Origin of the sequence: Skermania piniformis, from assembly GCF_019285775.1 — a bacterium.
Classification (GTDB): Bacteria; Actinomycetota; Actinomycetes; order Mycobacteriales; family Mycobacteriaceae; genus Skermania; species Skermania pinensis.
Genome location: NZ_CP079105.1, coordinates 2403738 through 2422085, shown reverse-complemented (window position 1 = coordinate 2422085; position 18348 = coordinate 2403738). Strand labels below are relative to the sequence as shown.

At 69.9% G+C, this 18348-nt stretch carries 18 protein-coding genes; 11 read left to right on the top strand and 7 right to left on the bottom strand.

What is annotated here, in order from left to right; translation table 11 throughout:
* Positions 1-21 precede the first annotated feature (21 nt).
* Positions 22-2940, top strand: coding sequence for an excinuclease ABC subunit UvrA (gene uvrA, locus KV203_RS11275; RefSeq protein WP_083530065.1), 2919 nt, complete (start codon positions 22-24; stop codon positions 2938-2940).
* A gap of 12 nt (positions 2941-2952) precedes the next feature.
* Here uvrA and KV203_RS11270 read toward each other — a convergent pair whose 3' ends face one another.
* Positions 2953-3189, bottom strand: a complete 237-nt coding sequence (locus KV203_RS11270) for a hypothetical protein (protein ID WP_157079810.1) — start codon at positions 3187-3189, stop codon at positions 2953-2955.
* Positions 3190-3524: 335 nt separating this feature from the next.
* Here KV203_RS11270 and KV203_RS11265 point away from each other — a divergent pair, with 335 nt between their 5' ends.
* Together KV203_RS11265 and KV203_RS11260 are read left to right on the top strand one after the other, a co-directional pair.
* Positions 3525-5243, top strand: coding sequence for a dynamin family protein (locus KV203_RS11265; RefSeq protein WP_217995984.1), 1719 nt, complete (start codon positions 3525-3527; stop codon positions 5241-5243).
* The gene (locus KV203_RS11260; protein WP_083530064.1) at positions 5240-6904 is read left to right on the top strand and encodes a GTPase; all 1665 of its coding nucleotides are present in this window, start codon (positions 5240-5242) and stop codon (positions 6902-6904) included. Before KV203_RS11265 ends, KV203_RS11260 begins: the two co-directional genes overlap by 4 nt.
* 4 nt (positions 6905-6908) lie before the next feature.
* Here KV203_RS11260 and KV203_RS11255 read toward each other — a convergent pair whose 3' ends face one another.
* Positions 6909-7265: a DUF1844 domain-containing protein gene (locus KV203_RS11255; RefSeq protein ID WP_066470675.1), complete on the bottom strand. Its 357-nt coding sequence runs from the start codon at positions 7263-7265 to the stop codon at positions 6909-6911.
* 288 nt (positions 7266-7553) lie between these two features.
* Between KV203_RS11255 and infC the strand changes: the two genes are divergently transcribed.
* The 6 genes from infC (at position 7554) to pheT (ending at position 13370) form a co-directional block, all read left to right on the top strand.
* Positions 7554-8159, top strand: coding sequence for a translation initiation factor IF-3 (gene infC, locus KV203_RS11250; RefSeq protein WP_083530063.1), 606 nt, complete (start codon positions 7554-7556; stop codon positions 8157-8159).
* A 46-nt stretch (positions 8160-8205) separates the two neighbouring features.
* Positions 8206-8400, top strand: a complete 195-nt coding sequence (rpmI, locus tag KV203_RS11245; protein ID WP_066470670.1) for a 50S ribosomal protein L35 — start codon at positions 8206-8208, stop codon at positions 8398-8400.
* A gap of 75 nt (positions 8401-8475) precedes the next feature.
* A complete protein-coding gene (rplT, locus tag KV203_RS11240) occupies positions 8476-8886 on the top strand; it encodes a 50S ribosomal protein L20 (protein ID WP_066470664.1) in 411 nt (136 codons plus the stop codon).
* 38 nt (positions 8887-8924) lie between these two features.
* Positions 8925-9731 (top strand): TrmH family RNA methyltransferase, encoded by an 807-nt coding sequence (locus KV203_RS11235; RefSeq protein WP_066470663.1) that lies wholly within the window; start codon positions 8925-8927, stop codon positions 9729-9731.
* 32 nt (positions 9732-9763) lie between these two features.
* Positions 9764-10846 (top strand): phenylalanine--tRNA ligase subunit alpha, encoded by a 1083-nt coding sequence (pheS, locus tag KV203_RS11230; protein ID WP_066470661.1) that lies wholly within the window; start codon positions 9764-9766, stop codon positions 10844-10846.
* 37 nt (positions 10847-10883) lie between these two features.
* A complete protein-coding gene (pheT, locus tag KV203_RS11225; RefSeq protein WP_066470659.1) occupies positions 10884-13370 on the top strand; it encodes a phenylalanine--tRNA ligase subunit beta in 2487 nt (828 codons plus the stop codon).
* Positions 13371-13379: 9 nt separating this feature from the next.
* On the opposite strand, the gene KV203_RS11220 is transcribed toward pheT, so the two are convergent.
* Both KV203_RS11220 and KV203_RS11215 read right to left on the bottom strand, forming a co-directional pair.
* Positions 13380-13763 carry a type II toxin-antitoxin system VapC family toxin gene (locus KV203_RS11220; protein WP_066470657.1) on the bottom strand — a complete coding sequence of 128 codons (384 nt, stop codon included), beginning with the start codon at positions 13761-13763 and terminating at the stop codon, positions 13380-13382.
* Positions 13760-14029 carry a hypothetical protein gene (locus KV203_RS11215; protein WP_066470654.1) on the bottom strand — a complete coding sequence of 90 codons (270 nt, stop codon included), beginning with the start codon at positions 14027-14029 and terminating at the stop codon, positions 13760-13762. Before KV203_RS11215 ends, KV203_RS11220 begins: the two co-directional genes overlap by 4 nt.
* Positions 14030-14174: 145 nt before the next feature.
* Here KV203_RS11215 and KV203_RS19650 point away from each other — a divergent pair, with 145 nt between their 5' ends.
* Complete coding sequence (locus KV203_RS19650) at positions 14175-15059, top strand: DUF1295 domain-containing protein (protein WP_066470652.1); 885 nt, start codon at positions 14175-14177, stop codon at positions 15057-15059.
* Positions 15056-16237, top strand: a complete 1182-nt coding sequence (locus tag KV203_RS19645; RefSeq protein ID WP_066470650.1) for an FAD-dependent oxidoreductase — start codon at positions 15056-15058, stop codon at positions 16235-16237. The genes KV203_RS19650 and KV203_RS19645 overlap by 4 nt, the downstream gene beginning before the upstream one ends.
* Here KV203_RS19645 and KV203_RS11205 read toward each other — a convergent pair.
* Genes KV203_RS11205 through KV203_RS11195 form a run of 3 tightly spaced genes read right to left on the bottom strand, consistent with a single transcriptional unit; the run spans position 16214 to position 18346 of the window.
* Positions 16214-16924, bottom strand: coding sequence for an urease accessory protein UreD (locus tag KV203_RS11205; protein ID WP_246600123.1), 711 nt, complete (start codon positions 16922-16924; stop codon positions 16214-16216). The two genes, KV203_RS19645 and KV203_RS11205, sit on opposite strands and share 24 nt — an antisense overlap.
* Positions 16921-17739, bottom strand: coding sequence for an urease accessory protein UreG (gene ureG / locus KV203_RS11200; RefSeq protein WP_157079809.1), 819 nt, complete (start codon positions 17737-17739; stop codon positions 16921-16923). The genes KV203_RS11205 and ureG overlap by 4 nt, the downstream gene beginning before the upstream one ends.
* Positions 17681-18346, bottom strand: a complete 666-nt coding sequence (locus tag KV203_RS11195) for an urease accessory protein UreF (RefSeq protein WP_066470638.1) — start codon at positions 18344-18346, stop codon at positions 17681-17683. Before KV203_RS11195 ends, ureG begins: the two co-directional genes overlap by 59 nt.
* Positions 18347-18348: the final 2 nt, after the last annotated feature.

Genomic DNA, 18348 nt, shown 5'->3' with positions numbered 1-18348 from the left:
ATCAGCGGGAAGGGACGGTCGGTGGCAGGACAGCGGAACGGCCGCGGAACCGGCAGACGACAACCGGCGGGCCAGCGGCTGATCGTGCGTGGCGCGCGAGAACACAACCTGCGCAGCGTCGATCTGGACCTGCCCCGGGACAGCCTGATTGTGTTCACCGGGCTGTCCGGATCGGGCAAGTCCAGTCTTGCATTCGACACGATCTTCGCCGAGGGGCAGCGCCGTTATGTCGAGTCGCTGTCGGCATATGCGCGGCAGTTTCTCGGCCAGATGGACAAGCCGGATGTCGACTTCATCGAGGGCCTGTCCCCAGCGGTGTCGATCGATCAGAAGTCGACCAATCGCAATCCCCGTTCGACGGTCGGCACGATCACCGAGGTCTACGACTATCTCCGGTTGCTCTATGCCCGGGCGGGTACGCCGCATTGTCCGGTATGTGGCGAGCAGATCGCCAAGCAGACGCCACAGCAGATCGTCGATCAGGTGCTGGCGATGCCGGACGGCACCAAGTTCCAGGTGCTGGCGCCGGTCGTGCGTACCCGCAAGGGCGAGTTCGTCGATCTGTTCGAGCAGCTCAACGCGCAGGGCTATGCCCGGGTTCGGGTCGACGGGGTGGTGCATCAGCTGACCGACCCGCCGAAGCTGCGTAAGCAGGAGAAGCACGATATCGAGGTGGTGGTCGACCGGCTGACCGTGAAAGCGAGCGCCAAGCAGCGGCTCACCGATTCGGTGGAGACGGCGCTGCGGCTCGCCGACGGCGTGGTCGTGCTCGATTTCGTCGACCGGGCCGAGACGGGTGACGCGTCGGATACGGACGCGGCCGACCGGGAACGCCGCTTCTCCGAGCGTCTGGCGTGTCCGAACGCGCATCCGCTGGACATCGATGATCTGGAACCGCGGTCGTTTTCGTTCAATTCGCCGTACGGCGCCTGCCCGGAGTGCGCCGGACTGGGTATCCGCAAGGAGGTCGATCCGGACCTGGTGGTGCCGGATCCGCAGCTCAGTCTGGCCGAGGGCGCGATTGCGCCGTGGTCGGGCGGGCACAATGCGGAGTATTTCGGCCGGCTGCTGGCCGGCCTCGCCGATGTCCTCGGCTTTTCGATGGATACGTCGTGGCAGCGGCTGCCGGCGAAGGCGCGCAAGGCGATTCTGGAGGGCAGCCCCGACCAGGTACACGTCAAGTATCGCAACCGGTACGGCCGGGTCCGCTCGTACTACGCCGACTTCGAGGGAGTGCTGCCGTTCCTGCAGCGCCGGATGGAGTCGACCGAATCCGAGCAGATGAAGGAGCGATACGACGGCTATCTGCGGGACGTGCCGTGCCCGGCATGCCATGGTGCCCGACTGCGGCCCGAGATCCTGGCTGTGACGATCGCCGCGGGGGAGCGTCGCTTCTCCATCGCCGAGGTTGCCGAGCTGTCCATTGCCGAGTGCGCCGACTTCTTGAACCAGCTCACGCTCGGCGCCCGGGAGGAGGCGATCGCCGGTCAGGTGCTCAAGGAGGTGCAGGCTCGGCTCGGTTTCCTGCTGGACGTGGGGCTGGAATATCTGTCGTTGTCCCGTGCGGCCGGCACGCTCTCCGGTGGTGAGGCGCAGCGAATCCGGCTGGCCACCCAGATCGGGTCCGGTTTGGTCGGGGTGCTGTACGTGCTCGACGAGCCGTCGATCGGGCTGCACCAGCGGGACAACCGGCGGCTGATCGAGACCCTCACCCGACTGCGCGACCTGGGCAACACGCTGATCGTGGTCGAGCACGACGAGGACACCATTCGCGCCTCGGACTGGGTGGTCGATATCGGTCCGCTGGCCGGCGAGCACGGTGGCCGGGTAGTGCACAGCGGTCCCTACCGGGAGCTGCTCACCGAGCCGACGTCGCTCACCGGCGCCTATCTGGCCGGGCGCTCGACCATCCCGGTGCCGGCGGTGCGGCGGACGATCAGCAAGAAGCGGCAGATCACCGTGGTCGGTGCGCGCGAGCACAACCTGCGCGACATCGATGTGGCCTTTCCGCTCGGCGTGTTGACCGCGGTCACCGGAGTGTCCGGATCGGGCAAGTCGACGCTGGTCAACGACATCCTCGCCACGGTGATGGCGAACAAGCTGAACGGGGCGCGGCAGGTGCCCGGGCGGCATACCCGGGTGAACGGGCTGGACCAGTTGGACAAGTTGGTTCAGGTGGACCAATCGCCGATCGGTCGTACCCCGCGCTCCAATCCGGCCACCTACACGGGGGTGTTCGACAAGATTCGCACCCTCTTCGCGGCGACCACCGAGGCGAAGGTACGTGGCTACCAGCCCGGCCGATTCTCGTTCAACGTCAAAGGCGGTCGCTGCGAGGCGTGTTCGGGTGACGGCACGTTGAAGATCGAGATGAACTTCCTGCCGGACGTGTACGTCCCGTGCGAGGTGTGCCACGGCGCCCGATACAACCGGGAAACGCTCGACGTGCACTACAAGGGGAAAACCATCGCCGAAGTGCTGGATCTGCCGATCGAGGAAGCGGCGGAGTTCTTCCGGCCGGTCACCTCGATCCACCGGTATCTGGCGACACTGGTCGATGTCGGGCTCGGCTACGTCCGGTTGGGGCAGCCGGCACCGACGTTGTCCGGCGGTGAGGCGCAACGGGTCAAGCTGGCTGCCGAGTTGCAGAAGCGTTCGACCGGTCGCACCGTCTACATCCTCGACGAGCCGACCACCGGCCTGCATTTCGAGGACATCCGCAAACTGTTGGGGGTGGTGAACGGACTGGTGGACAAGGGGAACACCGTGATCGTGATCGAACACAATCTGGATGTGATCAAGACATCCGACTGGGTGATCGACATGGGTCCGGAGGGTGGTTCGGGCGGCGGCACAGTGGTCGGACAGGGGACCCCGGAGCAGATCGCAGACATGACGGAGAGCTACACCGGCGAGTTCCTGCGGAGCGTGCTGGACTGACGACCCCCGCCGTCAGATCAGGCAGATCAGCACAGTCAAGGCGATGCACAGCGCGGCGAGTAGGGGAGCCAGCCGATCGACGGCAGAGTCGGCACCGTCGGCCAACCCGAGCAGCGCTGCGGGCTCGAGCAGCGCCGTCGGCTCGACCAGTGCCGCCCGTCCGAGGATCGCCGCCGGAATGGGCGCGGCAGGTTCGCTCACCGGAAGCAGGGCTGTCGGTTCGCGAAACGCCATAGGTAGACCAGCCACGATGAGCACCTTCCCCCGGGGAATGCGTCGGCGAGTTCGATCGCTTTTACAGACCCACGTCTACTAGGTGGCAAACGTTCTGCAACTTGAAGTTTGTTTAGGTGTTGCAGATCACACTATATCGAGGCAATGCCGTTTTGTCGCCTTTTGTCGACCTTGACAGGTGGCCAAGTCAGCGGTCTCCAATAGGCTCTGCATGGTCCAATGCCCGGAGGGCTATCGGTGCACCGCCGGACCTGCGTGCCTGCACGCGCCGCGCGGTGCTCGACCGACACGCCGACATGGCTTTTCGCGTTGCTCGCCGCGCTCGCCCGGCGGGCAGGCATGCTATGGGCGTGACCGCTCCACCCGACACTGCTCGACTGCTCGCTGCCGTGACGGGCCTACGAACGGAGTTGGAGCGGACCCGGCTACCGCTGGAGCTCGGCTCGGCGCCCGCGGCCCGGATCGTCCGTGGCGAGCTGTTGCATCAGCTCGACGATTACCTGTTGCCCCGGCTTTCCGCTCTGGACGCGCCGTTGCTCGCGGTGGTGGGTGGGTCCACCGGAGCCGGCAAGTCGACCCTGGTGAACTCGCTGGTCGGTTCGGTGGTCAGTCGCAGCGGGGTGATCCGGCCGACCACCCGCGCTTCGGTCCTGGTGCATCACCCGGCCGACGAGCAGTGGTTCCGTGGGGATCGAATCCTGCCGGATCTGGTCCGGCTCACCGGCGACACCGGCGGCGACGAAGATCAGCGGGCGATGCGATTGGTCGCCACCGCGGAGCTGCCGCAAGGCATCGCGCTCCTGGATGCACCGGATGTGGACTCGGTGGTTTCGGCCAATCGCAACCTCTCCCGGCAGCTGCTGGCCGCCGCCGACCTCTGGCTGTTCGTCACCACCGCCGCGCGGTACGCCGACGCGGTGCCTTGGGAATTGTTGCGGGCCTGCGCCGAACGCGGCACCGCGGTCGCGATCGTGCTGGATCGGATCGCGCCGGATGCGGTCGACGAGATCCGCGCCCATCTGGCCTCGATGCTGGCCGACCAAGGTCTCGGCGACGCGCCGATCTTCGTCGTGCACGAGGTCGCGTTGGACCCCGGTCGGCTGCTGCCCGTCCCCGAGATCCAGCCGTTGCATGCGTGGTTGACCAAGCTCGGCAGCGACGCCCGCGCCCGCGCCGACGTGATTCGGCAGACGTTGCAGGGCGCCCTGGCATCGTTGCCCGAGCGCGTCGGATCGGTCGGTTATGCGGCCGACGAACAGGTCGCAGCGTCGGGTGAGTTATGGGCCACCGCGGTCACCAACTACGCCCGGGCTGCGGAGGGGGTGCGGGTCGGGCTGGACGACGGGACATTGTTACGCGGCGAGGTGATGGCCCGCTGGCACGAGATCGTCGGCACCGGCGAGTTCTTCCGGTCGATCGAACGCGGCGTAGGCCGCGCCCGGGACCGATTGGCCGCACTGCTGCGCGGCAAGAGCGCGCCGGTGCCGCCGGAGGTCGATCGACTGGACGGCGCGCTGCAGTCCGGCGTCGCCGCACTGCTGCTGGCGCAGGCACAAGGCGCGGCCGGGCAGACCGGGCGGGACTGGCGCTCGTTGTCCGGTGGTCTCGAGCTGCTGGAGGCCGATCCGGCGTTGGCCCGGTCGTCGCCGGATATCGAGGAGCGGGTCCGGACCGACGTGCGTGACTGGCAGGCCGAGCTGCTGCAATTGGTGCATGACCAGGCGGGCGACAAGAAGGCCGCAGCCCGCTTTCTGGCCTTGGGGGTCAACGGCGCCGGGGCGGTCGCGATGATCGCGGTGTTCTCGGTCACCGGTGGGCTGACCGGCGCCGAGATCGGCATTGCCGGCGGTTCCTCGGTGTTGGCCCAGCGGTTGCTCGAAGCAGTGATCGGCGAGCAGGCGATGCGCGGATTGGCCAAGCAGGCCAAACAGTTGCTCTACGACCGCGCCGACGGGGTGCTCGAAGACGAGCGGCAGCGCTATGCCGACGTGCTGGATCGGCTCGAGCTCGCCGACGATGCCGGAGCTCGATTGCAGGCGGCGATCACCGAGCTGGAGGCAGCCCGATGAAGATCTTCGGCCGGACCGAACCCGCCCATGCCGCCGTGGATCGTGACGATCTGCGGCGTCGGACGGCGGCGCTCGGCGATGCGCTCGAGGTCGGTGGTGACCGGCTCGACCCGGTATCGGTCGCGGCGGCGAACGACCTGGTGCACAAGCTCGACGAGCGATTGGCGATCGGCGCGGGCCGCACCGTGGTCGCGCTCGCCGGCGCCACCGGCAGCGGCAAGTCCAGCCTGTTCAACGCGCTGGTCGGCAGTGATGTGGCGACGGTGGGGGCGCGGCGACCGACGACGTCCACGCCGACCGCCGCGGTGTGGGGCGCGCACGCGTCGGCCCCGTTGCTGGATTGGCTCGGTGTCGGACACAGCCACCAGCAGCCACCGGACGGCCCGAATGCGGCTCGGCTGGACGGATTGCTGTTGCTCGACCTGCCCGACTTCGATTCACGAGAGGCGGCCAACCGGGCCGAGGCCGATCGGGTGCTGGAGCTGTGCGACGTGTTCGTCTGGGTCACCGACCCGCAGAAGTACGCCGATGCGGTGCTGCACGACCGGTATCTGAGCCGGCTGTCCGGCCACGCGGCGGTGACCGTGGTTGCGCTGAATCAGGCGGATCGGCTTCCGGCGGGGGCGCTGGCCCAGTGTCTGCGCGACCTGCGGCGGTTGCTGACCGCAGACGGGCTGACCGAGGTGACCGTCTTGCCCACGTCGGCGGTCACCCCCGGTGGCGCCGACGATCTGGTCGGCGCGATTGCCGGCGTGGTCCAGCAGCGCAACGCCGCGGAACAACGGTTGCTCGCCGATGTCCGCGCCGTTGCCGCCGAGTTGCGGGCGGGAGTCGGGGACACCGAGCCGGATCTCGACGACGGGGCCGACCGTCGATTGGTCGGCGCGCTGGGCGACGCCGCCGGGGTTCCGGTGGTGCTCACTGCGGTGGAACGGGACTATCGCGACCAGGCCATCGCGGCCGGTGGTTGGCCGTTCGCGGGCTGGCTGCGTCGGCTCCGCCCCGACCCGATCCGTCGGCTGGGTCTGCGCCGACCGGAGGCGGTGGCGAACGCCGACCGGTCGGCGGGCGAGGTGGAGCCGGTCCTGCGGCGCTCGTCGCTCGCCCCGCCCACCGCCGCGCAACGGGCCGAGGTGGATCTGGCGACCGGGAAGTTGACCGATCAGATCACGGTGGGGTTACCGCATCGCTGGGCCGATGCGGTCGCCGCTGCCGCGGTTCCGCCGGGCGACCGGGTCGCCGAGCGGTTGGATCAGGCGATCGTGAACACTCCGCTCGGCGGTCGGCGGCCGTATTGGTGGCGGCTGGCCTGGCTGCTGCAGCGGGTGTTCGCGCTGGCGGCGGTCGCCGGTGTCGGCTGGCTGATCGCGCTGATGGTGCTCGGCTGGCTGCAGATCCGGGTGACCACGCCGGCGGTCGGACCGGTGCCGTATCCCACGCTGCTGCTCGCGGCCGGGTTGGCGGCCGGGTTGCTGCTCGCCGGTCTGGTCCGGCTCGCGGCCCGGCGCGGCGGTCGTCGGCGCAAAGCGATGGTGCGCAAACGGTTGGACGCGGCGATCGAGGCGAGCGTGCAGACGCAGATTCTCGGTCCGGTCCGGACGCTGCTCGCTGCGCACCGACGCACCCGGGACCTGCTGGATACCGCGGTCGCGTTCCGCTGAGCGGTCAGCGGACCGGGCCGGTGAACTTCTCGCCGGGGCCTTTGCCCGGCTCGTCCGGATAGGCCGACGCTTCTCGGAACGCGTGCTGCAGCGAACGCACCCCGTCGCGCAGCGGGCCGGCGTGCGGGCCGAGGTACTCCGCCGATGCGGTGACCAGGCCGGCCAGGGCGGTGATCACCCGGCGCGCTTCGTCCAGGTCTCGACGCGGTGCGGTATCCGGATCGGCGGCGGCCAGCCCCAGCTTCTCGGCCGCCGAACTCATCAGCAGCACGGCGGCGCGGCTGATCACTTCCACGGCGGGAATGTCGGCCAGGTCGCGAACGGGCAGGACATCCTCGGGCGGGAGCGCTGGGTCGGTCATGCCGCGAATGCTAGTCTGGTCCTCGACGACCGCCTGTGACGATGTCGCGGGCAGCAAAGTGGAGTCCGCTCCCACCGTTGCAGCTGAGGTTTGATTGCTGATCAACGGTCCGGTCACCCGGCCTCCGCCGGGAATGTATGCAGCTGCTTCGGCGTTGCGCGTGCTGACCGGTCGGCATCGGACCCCGTCACGCCGTGTGGTTGACACGGCGCAGCGGGGTCTCGTTGTTGGTGGCGCTCACCCCATGCTGCACCGGTTGTCGCCCGACAGCCGAACCTAGGAGGCCCCATCAGCACTGAGACCCGCATCAACGATCGCATCCGAGTTCCCGAGGTCCGGCTCATCGGACCGGGCGGTGAGCAGGTTGGGATCGTGCGTGTTGAGGATGCGCTCCGCGTTGCCTTGGAAGCCGATCTCGACCTCGTCGAGGTTGCTCCGGACGCCCGCCCACCGGTCTGCAAGATCATGGACTACGGGAAGTTCAAGTACGAAACGGCGCAGAAGGCGCGCGAGTCTCGCAAAAATCAACAGCAGACAGTGATCAAGGAGCAGAAGCTCCGCCCGAAGATCGACGACCACGACTACGAGACCAAGAAGCGCAATGTGGTGCGGTTCCTCGAAGCCGGGTCGAAGGTCAAGGTGACGATCATGTTCCGCGGCCGCGAGCAGTCCCGGCCGGAGCTCGGCTTCCGGCTGCTGCAGCGGCTGGCCGCCGACGTCGCCGATCTGGGCTTCGTCGAGACCTCGGCCAAGCAAGACGGCCGCAATATGACCATGGTCCTGGCCCCGCACAAGGGCGCGAAGACGCGCGCCCGCGCGCAACAAGGCGCCGCGCAGGTGGCTTCCCGGGAACCGGCGGCGCCGTCGCCCGGCCCGGCCGGTACCCCCGGCTGACCCCCGCAGCACCCGCACCAGCACACGAGAACGGACAGCAGACGACATGCCGAAGAACAAGACGCACAAGGGCACCGCGAAGCGGTTCAAGGTGACCGGGAGCGGAAAGCTGCGCCGCCAGCAGGCGAACCGGCGGCACCTGTTCGAGCACAAGCCGACCCGGCGCACCCGCCGGCTGGACGGCACCGAGGCGGTCAGCCCGGCCGACGTGCCGCGCGTGCGCCGGCTGCTCGGCATCTGATCTTCGTCCCCCGACTCCCGAGCGGGCCGGTCGTCACGGCCGTTGCACCGCTTCCGACCAGAAGGATTTCGACCGATGGCACGTGTGAAGCGCTCCGTCAACGCCCAGAAGAAGCGCCGCTCCGTCCTCGAAGCCTCCAAGGGCTACCGGGGCCAGCGGTCCCGGCTCTACCGCAAGGCCAAAGAGCAGCAGCTGCATTCGCTGAACTATGCCTATCGGGACCGCCGGGCCCGCAAAGGTGATTTCCGCAAGCTGTGGATCACCCGGATCAACGCCGCCGCCCGGGCGAACGACATCACCTACAACCGGTTCATCCAGGGCCTCAAGATCGCCGGGGTGGAGGTCGACCGCAAGATCCTTGCCGAGCTCGCAGTGTCCGATGCGGCTGCGTTCACCGGGTTGGTCGAGATCGCGCGTCGCGCGTTGCCGGCGGATGTGAATGCCCCGGCCGACGATGATGCCGCCGCTGAAACGGAAGCTGCCTGACCGGCACGCCACAGCGACCCGGGACGCCGGAGCGGGACGTGCTCAGCCCGCTCACGCAGCGGTCGTCCCGGGTCGTTTCTGCGGTCAAGCTGCACCGATCGGCCGGTCGGCGCAAGGCCGGTGAGTTTCTGGCCGAAGGTCCCAACGCGGTCGGCGCCGCACTGGCTGCGGGCCGGGTCACCGAGCTGTTCCACACCGCCGACGCCGACGCCGAGCTGGTTGCGGCAGCGCGGGCGGCACGGGTGCCGGTCGTCGAGATCACCGAGGCGGCCGCCCGGGCACTCGGTGAGACGGTCACGCCGCCGGGTCTGGTGGCCGTCTGTCGACTCCTCGATGTACCGCCGGCTCAGGCGGCAGCCGGCCCGTTGGTCGTGATTCCGGTCGCGGTTGCCGACCCGGGCAACGCTGGCACCATCGTCCGGATCGCGGATGCGGTCGGCGCACACGGCGTGGTCTTCGCCGGAGATTGCGTCGATCCGCACAACGGCAAGTGTGTGCGCGCCTCAGCGGGCAGCGTGTTCCATCTGCCGATCGCCCGAGAGCGCGACATCGACCTCGCCCTGGACGCCGCGGCCGGCACCGGTCTGCAATTGCTCGCCACGGCCGCGGCCGGCGAGACCGATCTGGACGACGCCGACGAGCTGCTGTCCGCCCCGAGCGCCTGGCTGTTCGGCAACGAAGCACACGGCCTGCCCGACACCGTCATCGCCCGCGCCGACCACCGGATTCGGCTCCCGATCCGCGGTCGAGCGGAGAGCTACAACCTCGCCGCTGCGGCCGCGATCTGTCTCTACGCCGCCGCCCGGGCGCAAGCAAGCAAACGCGCGGGAACGCGGCAAAAGTGATCCCCTAGTATTCGGGGAATCGGGCCGGGTGAATGAACGACGGGAGTGCGAGTTCGGTGGGGACTGACGAGACGCAGCTGGTCGACCCGGCGTTGTCGGACGCGCAGCTGGCCGCGGACGTGGCGGCAGCCGAGCGGGCGTTCGCCGCCGCCCCCGATCTGGCCGGCCTGGCACCGGCCAAGGTCGGCCACCTCGGTGACAAGGCGCCGGTCGCGCTGGCTCGGCGCGCGCTCGGCGGCCTGCCCAAGGCGGAGAAGGCCGATGCCGGCCGGCGGGTGAATGCGGCGCGAACGCGGATCGCGCAGGCCTACGACGCCCGGCGGGCGGAACTCGAGGCCGAGCGCGACGCCGCCGTGCTGATCGCCGAGACGATCGATGTCACCCTGCCGGTGCGGGGGCAGTTGCGCGGCGCTCGGCATCCGATCACGGTGATCGCCGAGGAGATCGCCGACGTTTTCGTCGGGATGGGCTGGGAGGTCGCCGAGGGGCCCGAGGTAGAGGCCGAACACTTCAATTTCGACGCGCTGAATTTCCTGCCCGACCATCCGGCGCGCACCATGCAGGACACGTTCCATATCGCGCCGGAGGGGTCGCGGCAGGTGCTGCGCACGCACACCTCGCCGGTGCAGATCCGCACCATGCTGACCCGAGAGCTACCGATCTACGTGGTCTGCCCGGGCCGCACGTTCCGCACCGACGAGCTCGACGCCACCCATACCCCGGTGTTCTCCCAGGTGGAGGGGCTGGCGGTGGATCGGGGACTGACCATGGCAAACCTGCGTGGCACGTTGGATGCGTTCGCCCGGGCGCTGTTCGGGCCGGATTCGCGGACTCGGATGCGGCCCAACTACTTCCCGTTCACCGAACCGTCGGCCGAGGTCGACGTCTGGTTCCCGCAGCGCAAGGGCGGTGCCGGCTGGGTGGAGTGGGGCGGTTGCGGCATGGTGAACCCGAACGTGTTGCGCGCCTGTGGTATCGACCCGGATGTGCACTCCGGGTTTGCGTTCGGGATGGGACTGGAACGAACGCTGCAGTTCCGCAACGGGATCACCGACATGCGCGACATCGTCGAGGGCGACGTCCGGTTCACCGAGCCGTTCGGGGTCGGCTGTTGACTGCCGGCCGAGCGGGCGTAGGGAAGGAATCACCGAAGTGCGGGTAGCACAGTCGTGGCTCACCGAGACCCTCGCCGGGGCGAATCCCGGCTGGTCGGTGTCACCGGCGGAGCTGGATGCCGGTTTCGTCCGGGTGGGTCTCGAGGTCGAGGAGCTGACCGAGCTGACGCCGGTGCCGGACCGACTGGTGGTCGGCCGGGTGGTCGATATCGAGGAGCTGACCGAGTTCAAGAAGCCGATCCGGTACTGCCACGTCGACACCGGCGAGCAGCAGTTCCGCGGCATCGTCTGTGGGGCGCGGAATTTCGTCGCCGGCGACCTGGTGGTAATCGCACTGCCCGGGGCGGTGTTGCCCGGCGATTTCGCGATCGCAGCCCGGACCACCTACGGCCGGGTGTCGGAGGGAATGATCTGCTCGGTGGCCGAATTGGGTATCGGCCGCGACCATTCCGGCATTCTGGTGCTGGAGCCGGGTTCGGCCGACCCGGGCGACGACGCGAACACGCTACTCGGCTTGGGTGATGGGGTGATCGAGCTGAACATCACCCCGGATCGCGGTTACTGCTTCTCCATTCGCGGTCTGTGCCGGGAGTTGGCCTGCGGGTTCGATCTGGAGTTCGTCGATCCGGCGGTGCCCCGGTTGCCCCGCAGCGAGCGGTCGGCGTGGCCGGTACGGCTGGAACGGGATTCCGGGGCAACCCGATTCGCGCTGCGACGGGTTGTCGGGATCGATCCGGCCGCGGTCAGCCCATGGTGGTTGCAACGACGGCTGCTGCTGGCCGGGATGCGGCCGATCTCACCGGCGGTGGACGTGACCAACTACGTGATGCTGGAGTTCGGCCAGCCGCTGCATGCGTTCGACGCGGCCAACCTGAACGGCAACCTGGTGGTCCGCCGGGCCCGGTCGGGGGAGACGCTGCGCACCCTCGACGAGGTGGAGCGGACGCTCGACCCGGAGGACGTGGTGATCGCCGACGACACCGGGGTGATCTCGTTGGCCGGCATCATGGGTGGGGCGAGCACCGAGGTCGGCCCGGACACCACCGACGTGTTGCTGGAGGCGGCGACCTGGGATCCGTTGGCGGTGTTCCGGTCCGGCCGCCGGCACAAGCTGACCTCCGAGGCAAGCAAGCGGTTCGAGCGGGAGGTCGACCCGGAGGTCGACGTCGCTGCGCTGGACCGGGCGGCGACGCTGTTGGCCGAGATTGCCGGCGGCACGGTCGAGTCGACGTTGACCGATGTTCGGGTGCAGCGCGCGCCGACGCCGCCGATCCGGCTCGACATCGACCTGCCCGACCGGGTCGCCGGAGTCGGCTATCCGAACGGCACCACCGCGCGTCGGCTCACCCAGGTCGGGTGCACCTTGGAGTTCGCGGTGAGCGACGCCGGTCACGCCCAGCTGCTGGTCACCCCGCCGAGTTGGCGACCGGACCTGAGGCAGCCGGCCGATCTGGTCGAAGAAGTCCTGCGACTGGAGGGCCTGGAGCAGATCCCATCGGTACTGCCGGCTGCGCCGCCCGGCCGCGGGCTCACCCCGGCGCAGCGGCGCCGCCGGGCGATCGGACGGGCCCTCGCATACGCCGGTTACGTCGAGGTGCCGTCCCCGGAGTTCATCGCGCCCAGCGTGTTCGACACCTGGGGCCTGGCCGCCGACGACCCGCGCCGGCAGGTCGCGACGGTGCTGAACCCGCTGGACGCCGAGCGCCCGGCGTTGGGCACCACACTGCTGCCGGGCCTGCTGGAGGTGACCGCCCGCAACGTGTCTCGCGGTCGTCGCGATCTGGCGATCTATGCGATTGCCCAGGTCGTGGTACCCGGACCGACCACCGGCCCGGTGCCGCCGCTGCCGGTGGACCGCCGACCCACCGACGCGGAGCTCGCCCGGCTGGTGGCGTCGTTACCGGCCCAGCCGACGCACATCGGAATCGTGCTGACCGGGTTGCGCGAGGCGCGCCGGCCGGGGGAGCCGGGCCGAGCCGCGGATGCGACGGACGCGTTCGCCGCGGCCGATGCGGTGGCCGCGGCGGCCGGGGTGCGATTGACCCGTCGGGCCGCGCAACATCTGCCGTGGCATCCGGGCCGGTGCGCGGAGTTACTGGTCGACGGTGTGCTCGTCGGGCACGCGGGTGAGCTGCATCCGGCGGTGTTGGAACGCGCCGGGCTGCCGGCGAGGACCTGCGCGGTCGAGCTGGACCTGGACGCGCTGCCGCTGGACCGCACGTTGCCGGCCCCGGTTGTGTCCACCTACCCGGCGGTGCTGCAGGACCTGTCGGTGAGTGTGCCGGCCGACGTGCCGGCCGCCGAGGTGGAGGCGGCGTTGCGGTCCGGTGCCGGGGCGCTGCTCGACGACATCGCCCTGTTCGACGTGTACTCCGGCGAGCAGGTCGGCGCAGGTCGGCGCTCGCTCACCTACGCGATGCGGTTCCGGGCGCCGGATCGCACGCTCACCGAGGACGACGCGAGTTCGGCGCGGGATGCGGCGGTCGCGGCGGCTGCGGTGCTGGGGGCGGAGCTGCGGACCTGACGGGTCGGCTCAGCTCCGTACGGTCAACCCGAGCTCGGTTGCGGCGGCCGCAAGCCGATCGTCGAAGGTCGCCATCTCGGCTCCGGTGGTCATGGCGGCAAGTAGAACACAGCAGTCCGGCAACCGGAGTCGGGTTGTTGCACGCAAGGTAGCGAGGCGCACGGGCGCATCGTCGAGAAGGTCGATAGCGTCGATCTCGAGCAGGCCGATCGCCGCCTCAGCCGCCTTCAGAGTGCCGGACCGGGCCGGCCCGACGAGGACTTCGGTCAGCGTCATCGGGCTCGCGCCCCACGGGTCCTCGACCGCATCGGCAAGGAGTTCGGTGGCCCGATCATGATGGACATCAGCCGACTCGAGGTGGGCGATGAGCACGCTCGCGTCCAGCACGATCATTCGGGCCGGTCCGCGCGCAGCTCGTCGAGGTAGCCGGCGCCGTAACTCCCGGTCAACGAGCCGCGGGTACGGCTTATCGCTGCCAGTCGTGCCGCGCGCCGTTCGTCATCGGCACCGGCCAACGCCTGGTGACCGGCGTCGACCAGACGCAACAGCAAACGGGCACGCCGGTCGCGATCGTCCGGCCACCGCCGCGCCGCGGCATCCAACGCCCGGGCGACCTGATCCGTCTCCGTGATCACGTGGCGTGGGCGGCTGGTCGGCATCATCGAAGTGTAGCACCTGGTGATTCAGTGCTGCACTTCGCTCGGCCGGAGCCGAAATGATCAAGACCTCTGGATCGGGGTCGGGTGATCTGTTCTTCGCCCCGACGCCGGCGGGATCGACTAGAACTTGTTCTAGGATCATTCCATGTCCAAGCGGGCGTCGCTGGCACGCATCACCGTCGCCTATGTCGTGGCCTTCGGTGTCGCCGCGACATGGTTGGCGTTCGGACCCGACACCGAGTGGCGGTGGCTCGACGCCCTGATCGCCGATCTGATCGGCACCGTGGTGGTCTTCGGGTTCAGTCGGGCCTACCGGAACTCCAGCTGCTACGACGCCTACTGGAGCGTCGTGCCGCCCGCGCTCACGATCTATTGGTGGGTGTCCGGCGACCTGCCCGCCGACGATCCGCGGGGCTGGCTGATGCTCGGCGTCATGCTGGTCTGGGCGGTACGGCTGACCGGCAACTGGGTCTATTCCTGGCCCGGCCTGGCGCACGAGGATTGGCGCTACCCGTTGCTCAGGGGCCGGGCCGGGCGCGCCGAGGCGGCCGTCGACCTGGTCGCGATCCACCTGGTCCCGACCCTGCAGGTGTTCCTCGCGACCGTCCCCGCATACGTGGTGGTCTCGCACGGCGGTGCGCGCGGGATCGGCTGGCTCGACATCGTCGCGACGGTGGTCGGGCTCGGCGCCGTGCTGCTGGAGTTCGTCGCCGACCAGCAGATGCACCGGTTCGTCCGTCGGCGTGCGCCCGGCCAGGTGCTGGATCGCGGCCTGTGGTCGTGGTCCCGGCATCCGAACTATTTCGGCGAGTTCGGTTTCTGGGTTTCGATGGCCCTGTTCGGCGTGGCGGCGGCGCCGGCCGACCGGTGGTGGCTGTTCGCCGGCGCGGCGGCGATGCTGGCGATGTTCGAGGGCGCGAGCATCCCGATGATGGAGCAGCGCAGTCTCGAACGGCGGCCGGGGTATCGCGACGTGATCGGTCGGGTTCCGCGCTTCGTGCCCCGCCCGCCTCGCCGGGTGGCCGGGTGACCGGCCGCCGGTCCCGGGTGATCGTGGCCGGGTTGGGGGACAGCGGCCTGCTCACCGCGATTCATCTCGCCCGACACGCGGATGTGGTCGGCATCTCGCCCAAGCCGGGACTGGTCAGCGGGCAAGAACTGGGTGTCCGGTTGGCCCGGCCGGACGAGTGGGCCGAGCGATATTGGGTACCGTTCGGTCGCTACCGTCGACTGGACCGGGTGCGGATCGTGCATGGCACCCTGACCGGAGTCGACCTCGACGCTCGCACCGTGCTGCTCGACGCGGCCGACGGCCCGCGCCGGACCGAGGATTACGACGCGCTCGTCGTCGCGACCGGTGTGAGTAACGGATTCTGGCGCCGTCCCGGTCTGGAACGCGCCGACGAGGTCGCCGCCGGGTTGCGCGCCGCGCACGCTCAGCTTGCCGCGGCCGGGTCGGTGGCCGTCGTCGGCGGGGGCGCGGCGGCGGTGAGCGTAGCCGGCAACTGCGCGCTCGCGTGGCCCGAGCAGCGGATCGATCTCTACTTCCCCGGTGATGCGGCGTTGCGATCCCACCATCCGCGGGTCTGGCGCGCGGTGCGGCGGAAGCTCGAGCAGCGTGGGGTCGGCATCCACCCCGGGCATCGGGCGATCGTGCCGGCCGGCTTCGACCTCGATCGCATCACCGGCGAACCGGTGGCCTGGTCCACCGGCCAGTCACCGGTCCGCGCCGACGCGGTGGTCTGGGCGATCGGCCGCGCGACGCCGAATACCGGCTGGTTGCCGGCCGAGCTGCTCGACCCGGACGGGTTCGTCCGGGTCGCGCCCGATCTTCGCGTGCCCGGGCGGCCCGAGGTATTCGCCGTCGGCGACGTCGCGGCCACCGACCCGTTGCGCAGCTCCGCACGCAATCGCGCCGATCGATTGGTGGCCCGCAACGTCCGGGCACACCTGGCCGGGCGCAGGCTGCGGAACTATCGACCGACCGAGCACCGCTGGGGATCGGTGCTCGGCGCACAACCCGACGGCTTGGACGTGTTCGCGCCGGCGGGCCGGTCGTTTCGTTTCCCGTCGTGGTCGGTCGACACGCTGCTGTGGCCGCTCATCGTGCGGCGGGGGATCTACCGCGGGGTCCGACCGGATCCGCCCACCGCGCCGCACCCGGGGAACGGCGTCGGCGCGCGGTCAGAAGGTGCGCGTCCTCGGTAAGGGACTGTGGTGTGCTGCCGAACCCGACCAGCGGACGAGTGCGTCCTTGCTGTCGAGTGCCAGCACGACCGTCTCCGCTGCGGCTGGATCGGCCGCCATCGGGAAGCCCATCGCCAGGACCGTGTCGAGCACCCGGGCCGTGCCGAGGATTCCGGGCGTCGGCTCGGCGCCCGCTACGTCGAGCTGTTCGACGAGAACGGGTGTTCCGGCACGGGTCACCGAGGTCCGGGTGCCGATTCGGCCCCCCGACTCGCCGGTCCGGCCGAGCACCAGCGTCTCGCGGACCAGGGCAGTGGCGTCGCCGCCGCACAGGGTGAGCGTGGTCGTCCGCCGCACGTGCGCGCGATCGGCGACGACGAACGGCAGCCCGTGCCAGACCAGCGACCCGCCGGCGCCGACGACGATGTCGGTGCGCCATTCCGCGACGCTTTCCGGCACACCCGCCGGAGAGCCGTAGGCGACAGTGCCGCCGATGTCCGCCAACTCCAGGTGGCAGTCCGCACCCACCCGGACCCGCAGACGTACCCGATCGCCGGGCAGCAGCAGTGCGCCGCCCGCCACCAGCGCCACCCGGACGTGCTGATGGGTCCGGTCGATCAGCCGGGGAACCAGCGTCCCACCACGCAGATCGACGACGGCGCGTGGCTCGGCCCGGTCGACCGCGATCAGCGTTTCGGCGGGGGTCACGAATCGTGCGAATGCCCGGACGCGCCGACATGGCTGTGGGTTTCGTGAGTATGCGTGTAGCCGCCGCCGGGTGCGGACTCGTCGGCGTGGAAGTGTGGGGCCATCGGGCCCGGGTCGACCGGCACATGCTGCCCCGCGCGATATGCGGTTAGCACACCGAGCACCCACTGCCGCAGTGCCGCAACCGATTCGGTGTCGGTGCGGGACAGCGCGAGCACCGGCCGGTCGTCCCGCGCGGTGCGGGCGTCGGCCACCATCGTCGGGACGTCCACCCCCACGTACGGCGCGAGGTCGGTCTTGTTCACGACGAGTAGGTCGGCCCGGCCGATGCCCGGCCCACCCTTGCGCGCGACATCGCCGCCGCCGGCCACGTCGAGCACGAAGATCTGCGCGTCCACCAGAGCGGGGGAGAAGGTGGCGGTCAGGTTGTCGCCGCCGGACTCGATCACCACCAGATCCAGCGGCGTGTGGTCGCGCTCCAGGTCTTCGGCGGCCATCAGGTTCGCGGTGACGTCGTCGCGGATCGCGGTGTGCGGACAGGCGCCGGTCTCCACCGCCCGAATCCGATCGGGATCGAGCACCCCCTCGGACCGGAGGAACCGGGCATCCTCGTCGGTGTAGATGTCGTTGGTGATCACGCCGATCCGGATCTCGTCGGCAAGCGCGCGGCAGATCGTAGCGATCAGCGACGACTTTCCGGTGCCGACCGGTCCGGCGACGCCGAGCCGCAGCGCTCGGTCGGAAGTGGACGAATCATCAGGCACGGAACAACCTTCCGGTGGATCGGGCGTGCGCCTCTGCCCACGCCTCGGCATCTGGTGCGCCCGCGGCGGGGATGTCCGCGGGGTCGGTCAGGGCGGCGAGCATGGTTACCCGGTGGTCGGCTTCGGCGCACAGCGCCAGCACCAGCGCGGTCGCGTCCAGCGGATCGCCCGGTTCCAGCTTGAGCAGCGCGGCCGCCGCGGTGGCCAGATCGTCGTAGATCACCAGCCGGACCAGGTCCGCGGCGAGCAACCCGGCCGTTGCCGCGATCGCGCCGAGCACCACCGGCCGCGACACCCGCTCCGGCAGCACGAGCTCGGGCCAGAGTCGCCGGGCCAGCCGGGTCAACCCGCGACCCTGTAACCGGGCGGCGTTCCGCATCGCCGGGCTGAGCGTCCGTGCGGCCCACGCTATCTCGACCGGCGCCAGGTCGGCGTTCGGATCGAGCCGACGCCGGTGCCCGGCCACCACGGCCGTGCCGGCGTCCACCGACGTGGTGGTCGCCACCCGGCCGCGCAGTAGCGCCGGGACGTCGGAAACAGGCAACCCGGCCTGTAGTGCCGGCTCGATCCCGGCCGAGTGCGCGTGCCCGCCGGCCGGCAGCCGTGCATCGGCCAGCACCATCGCCAGCGTCACCGAGGCGGGTGCGGGCAGCGGCATCC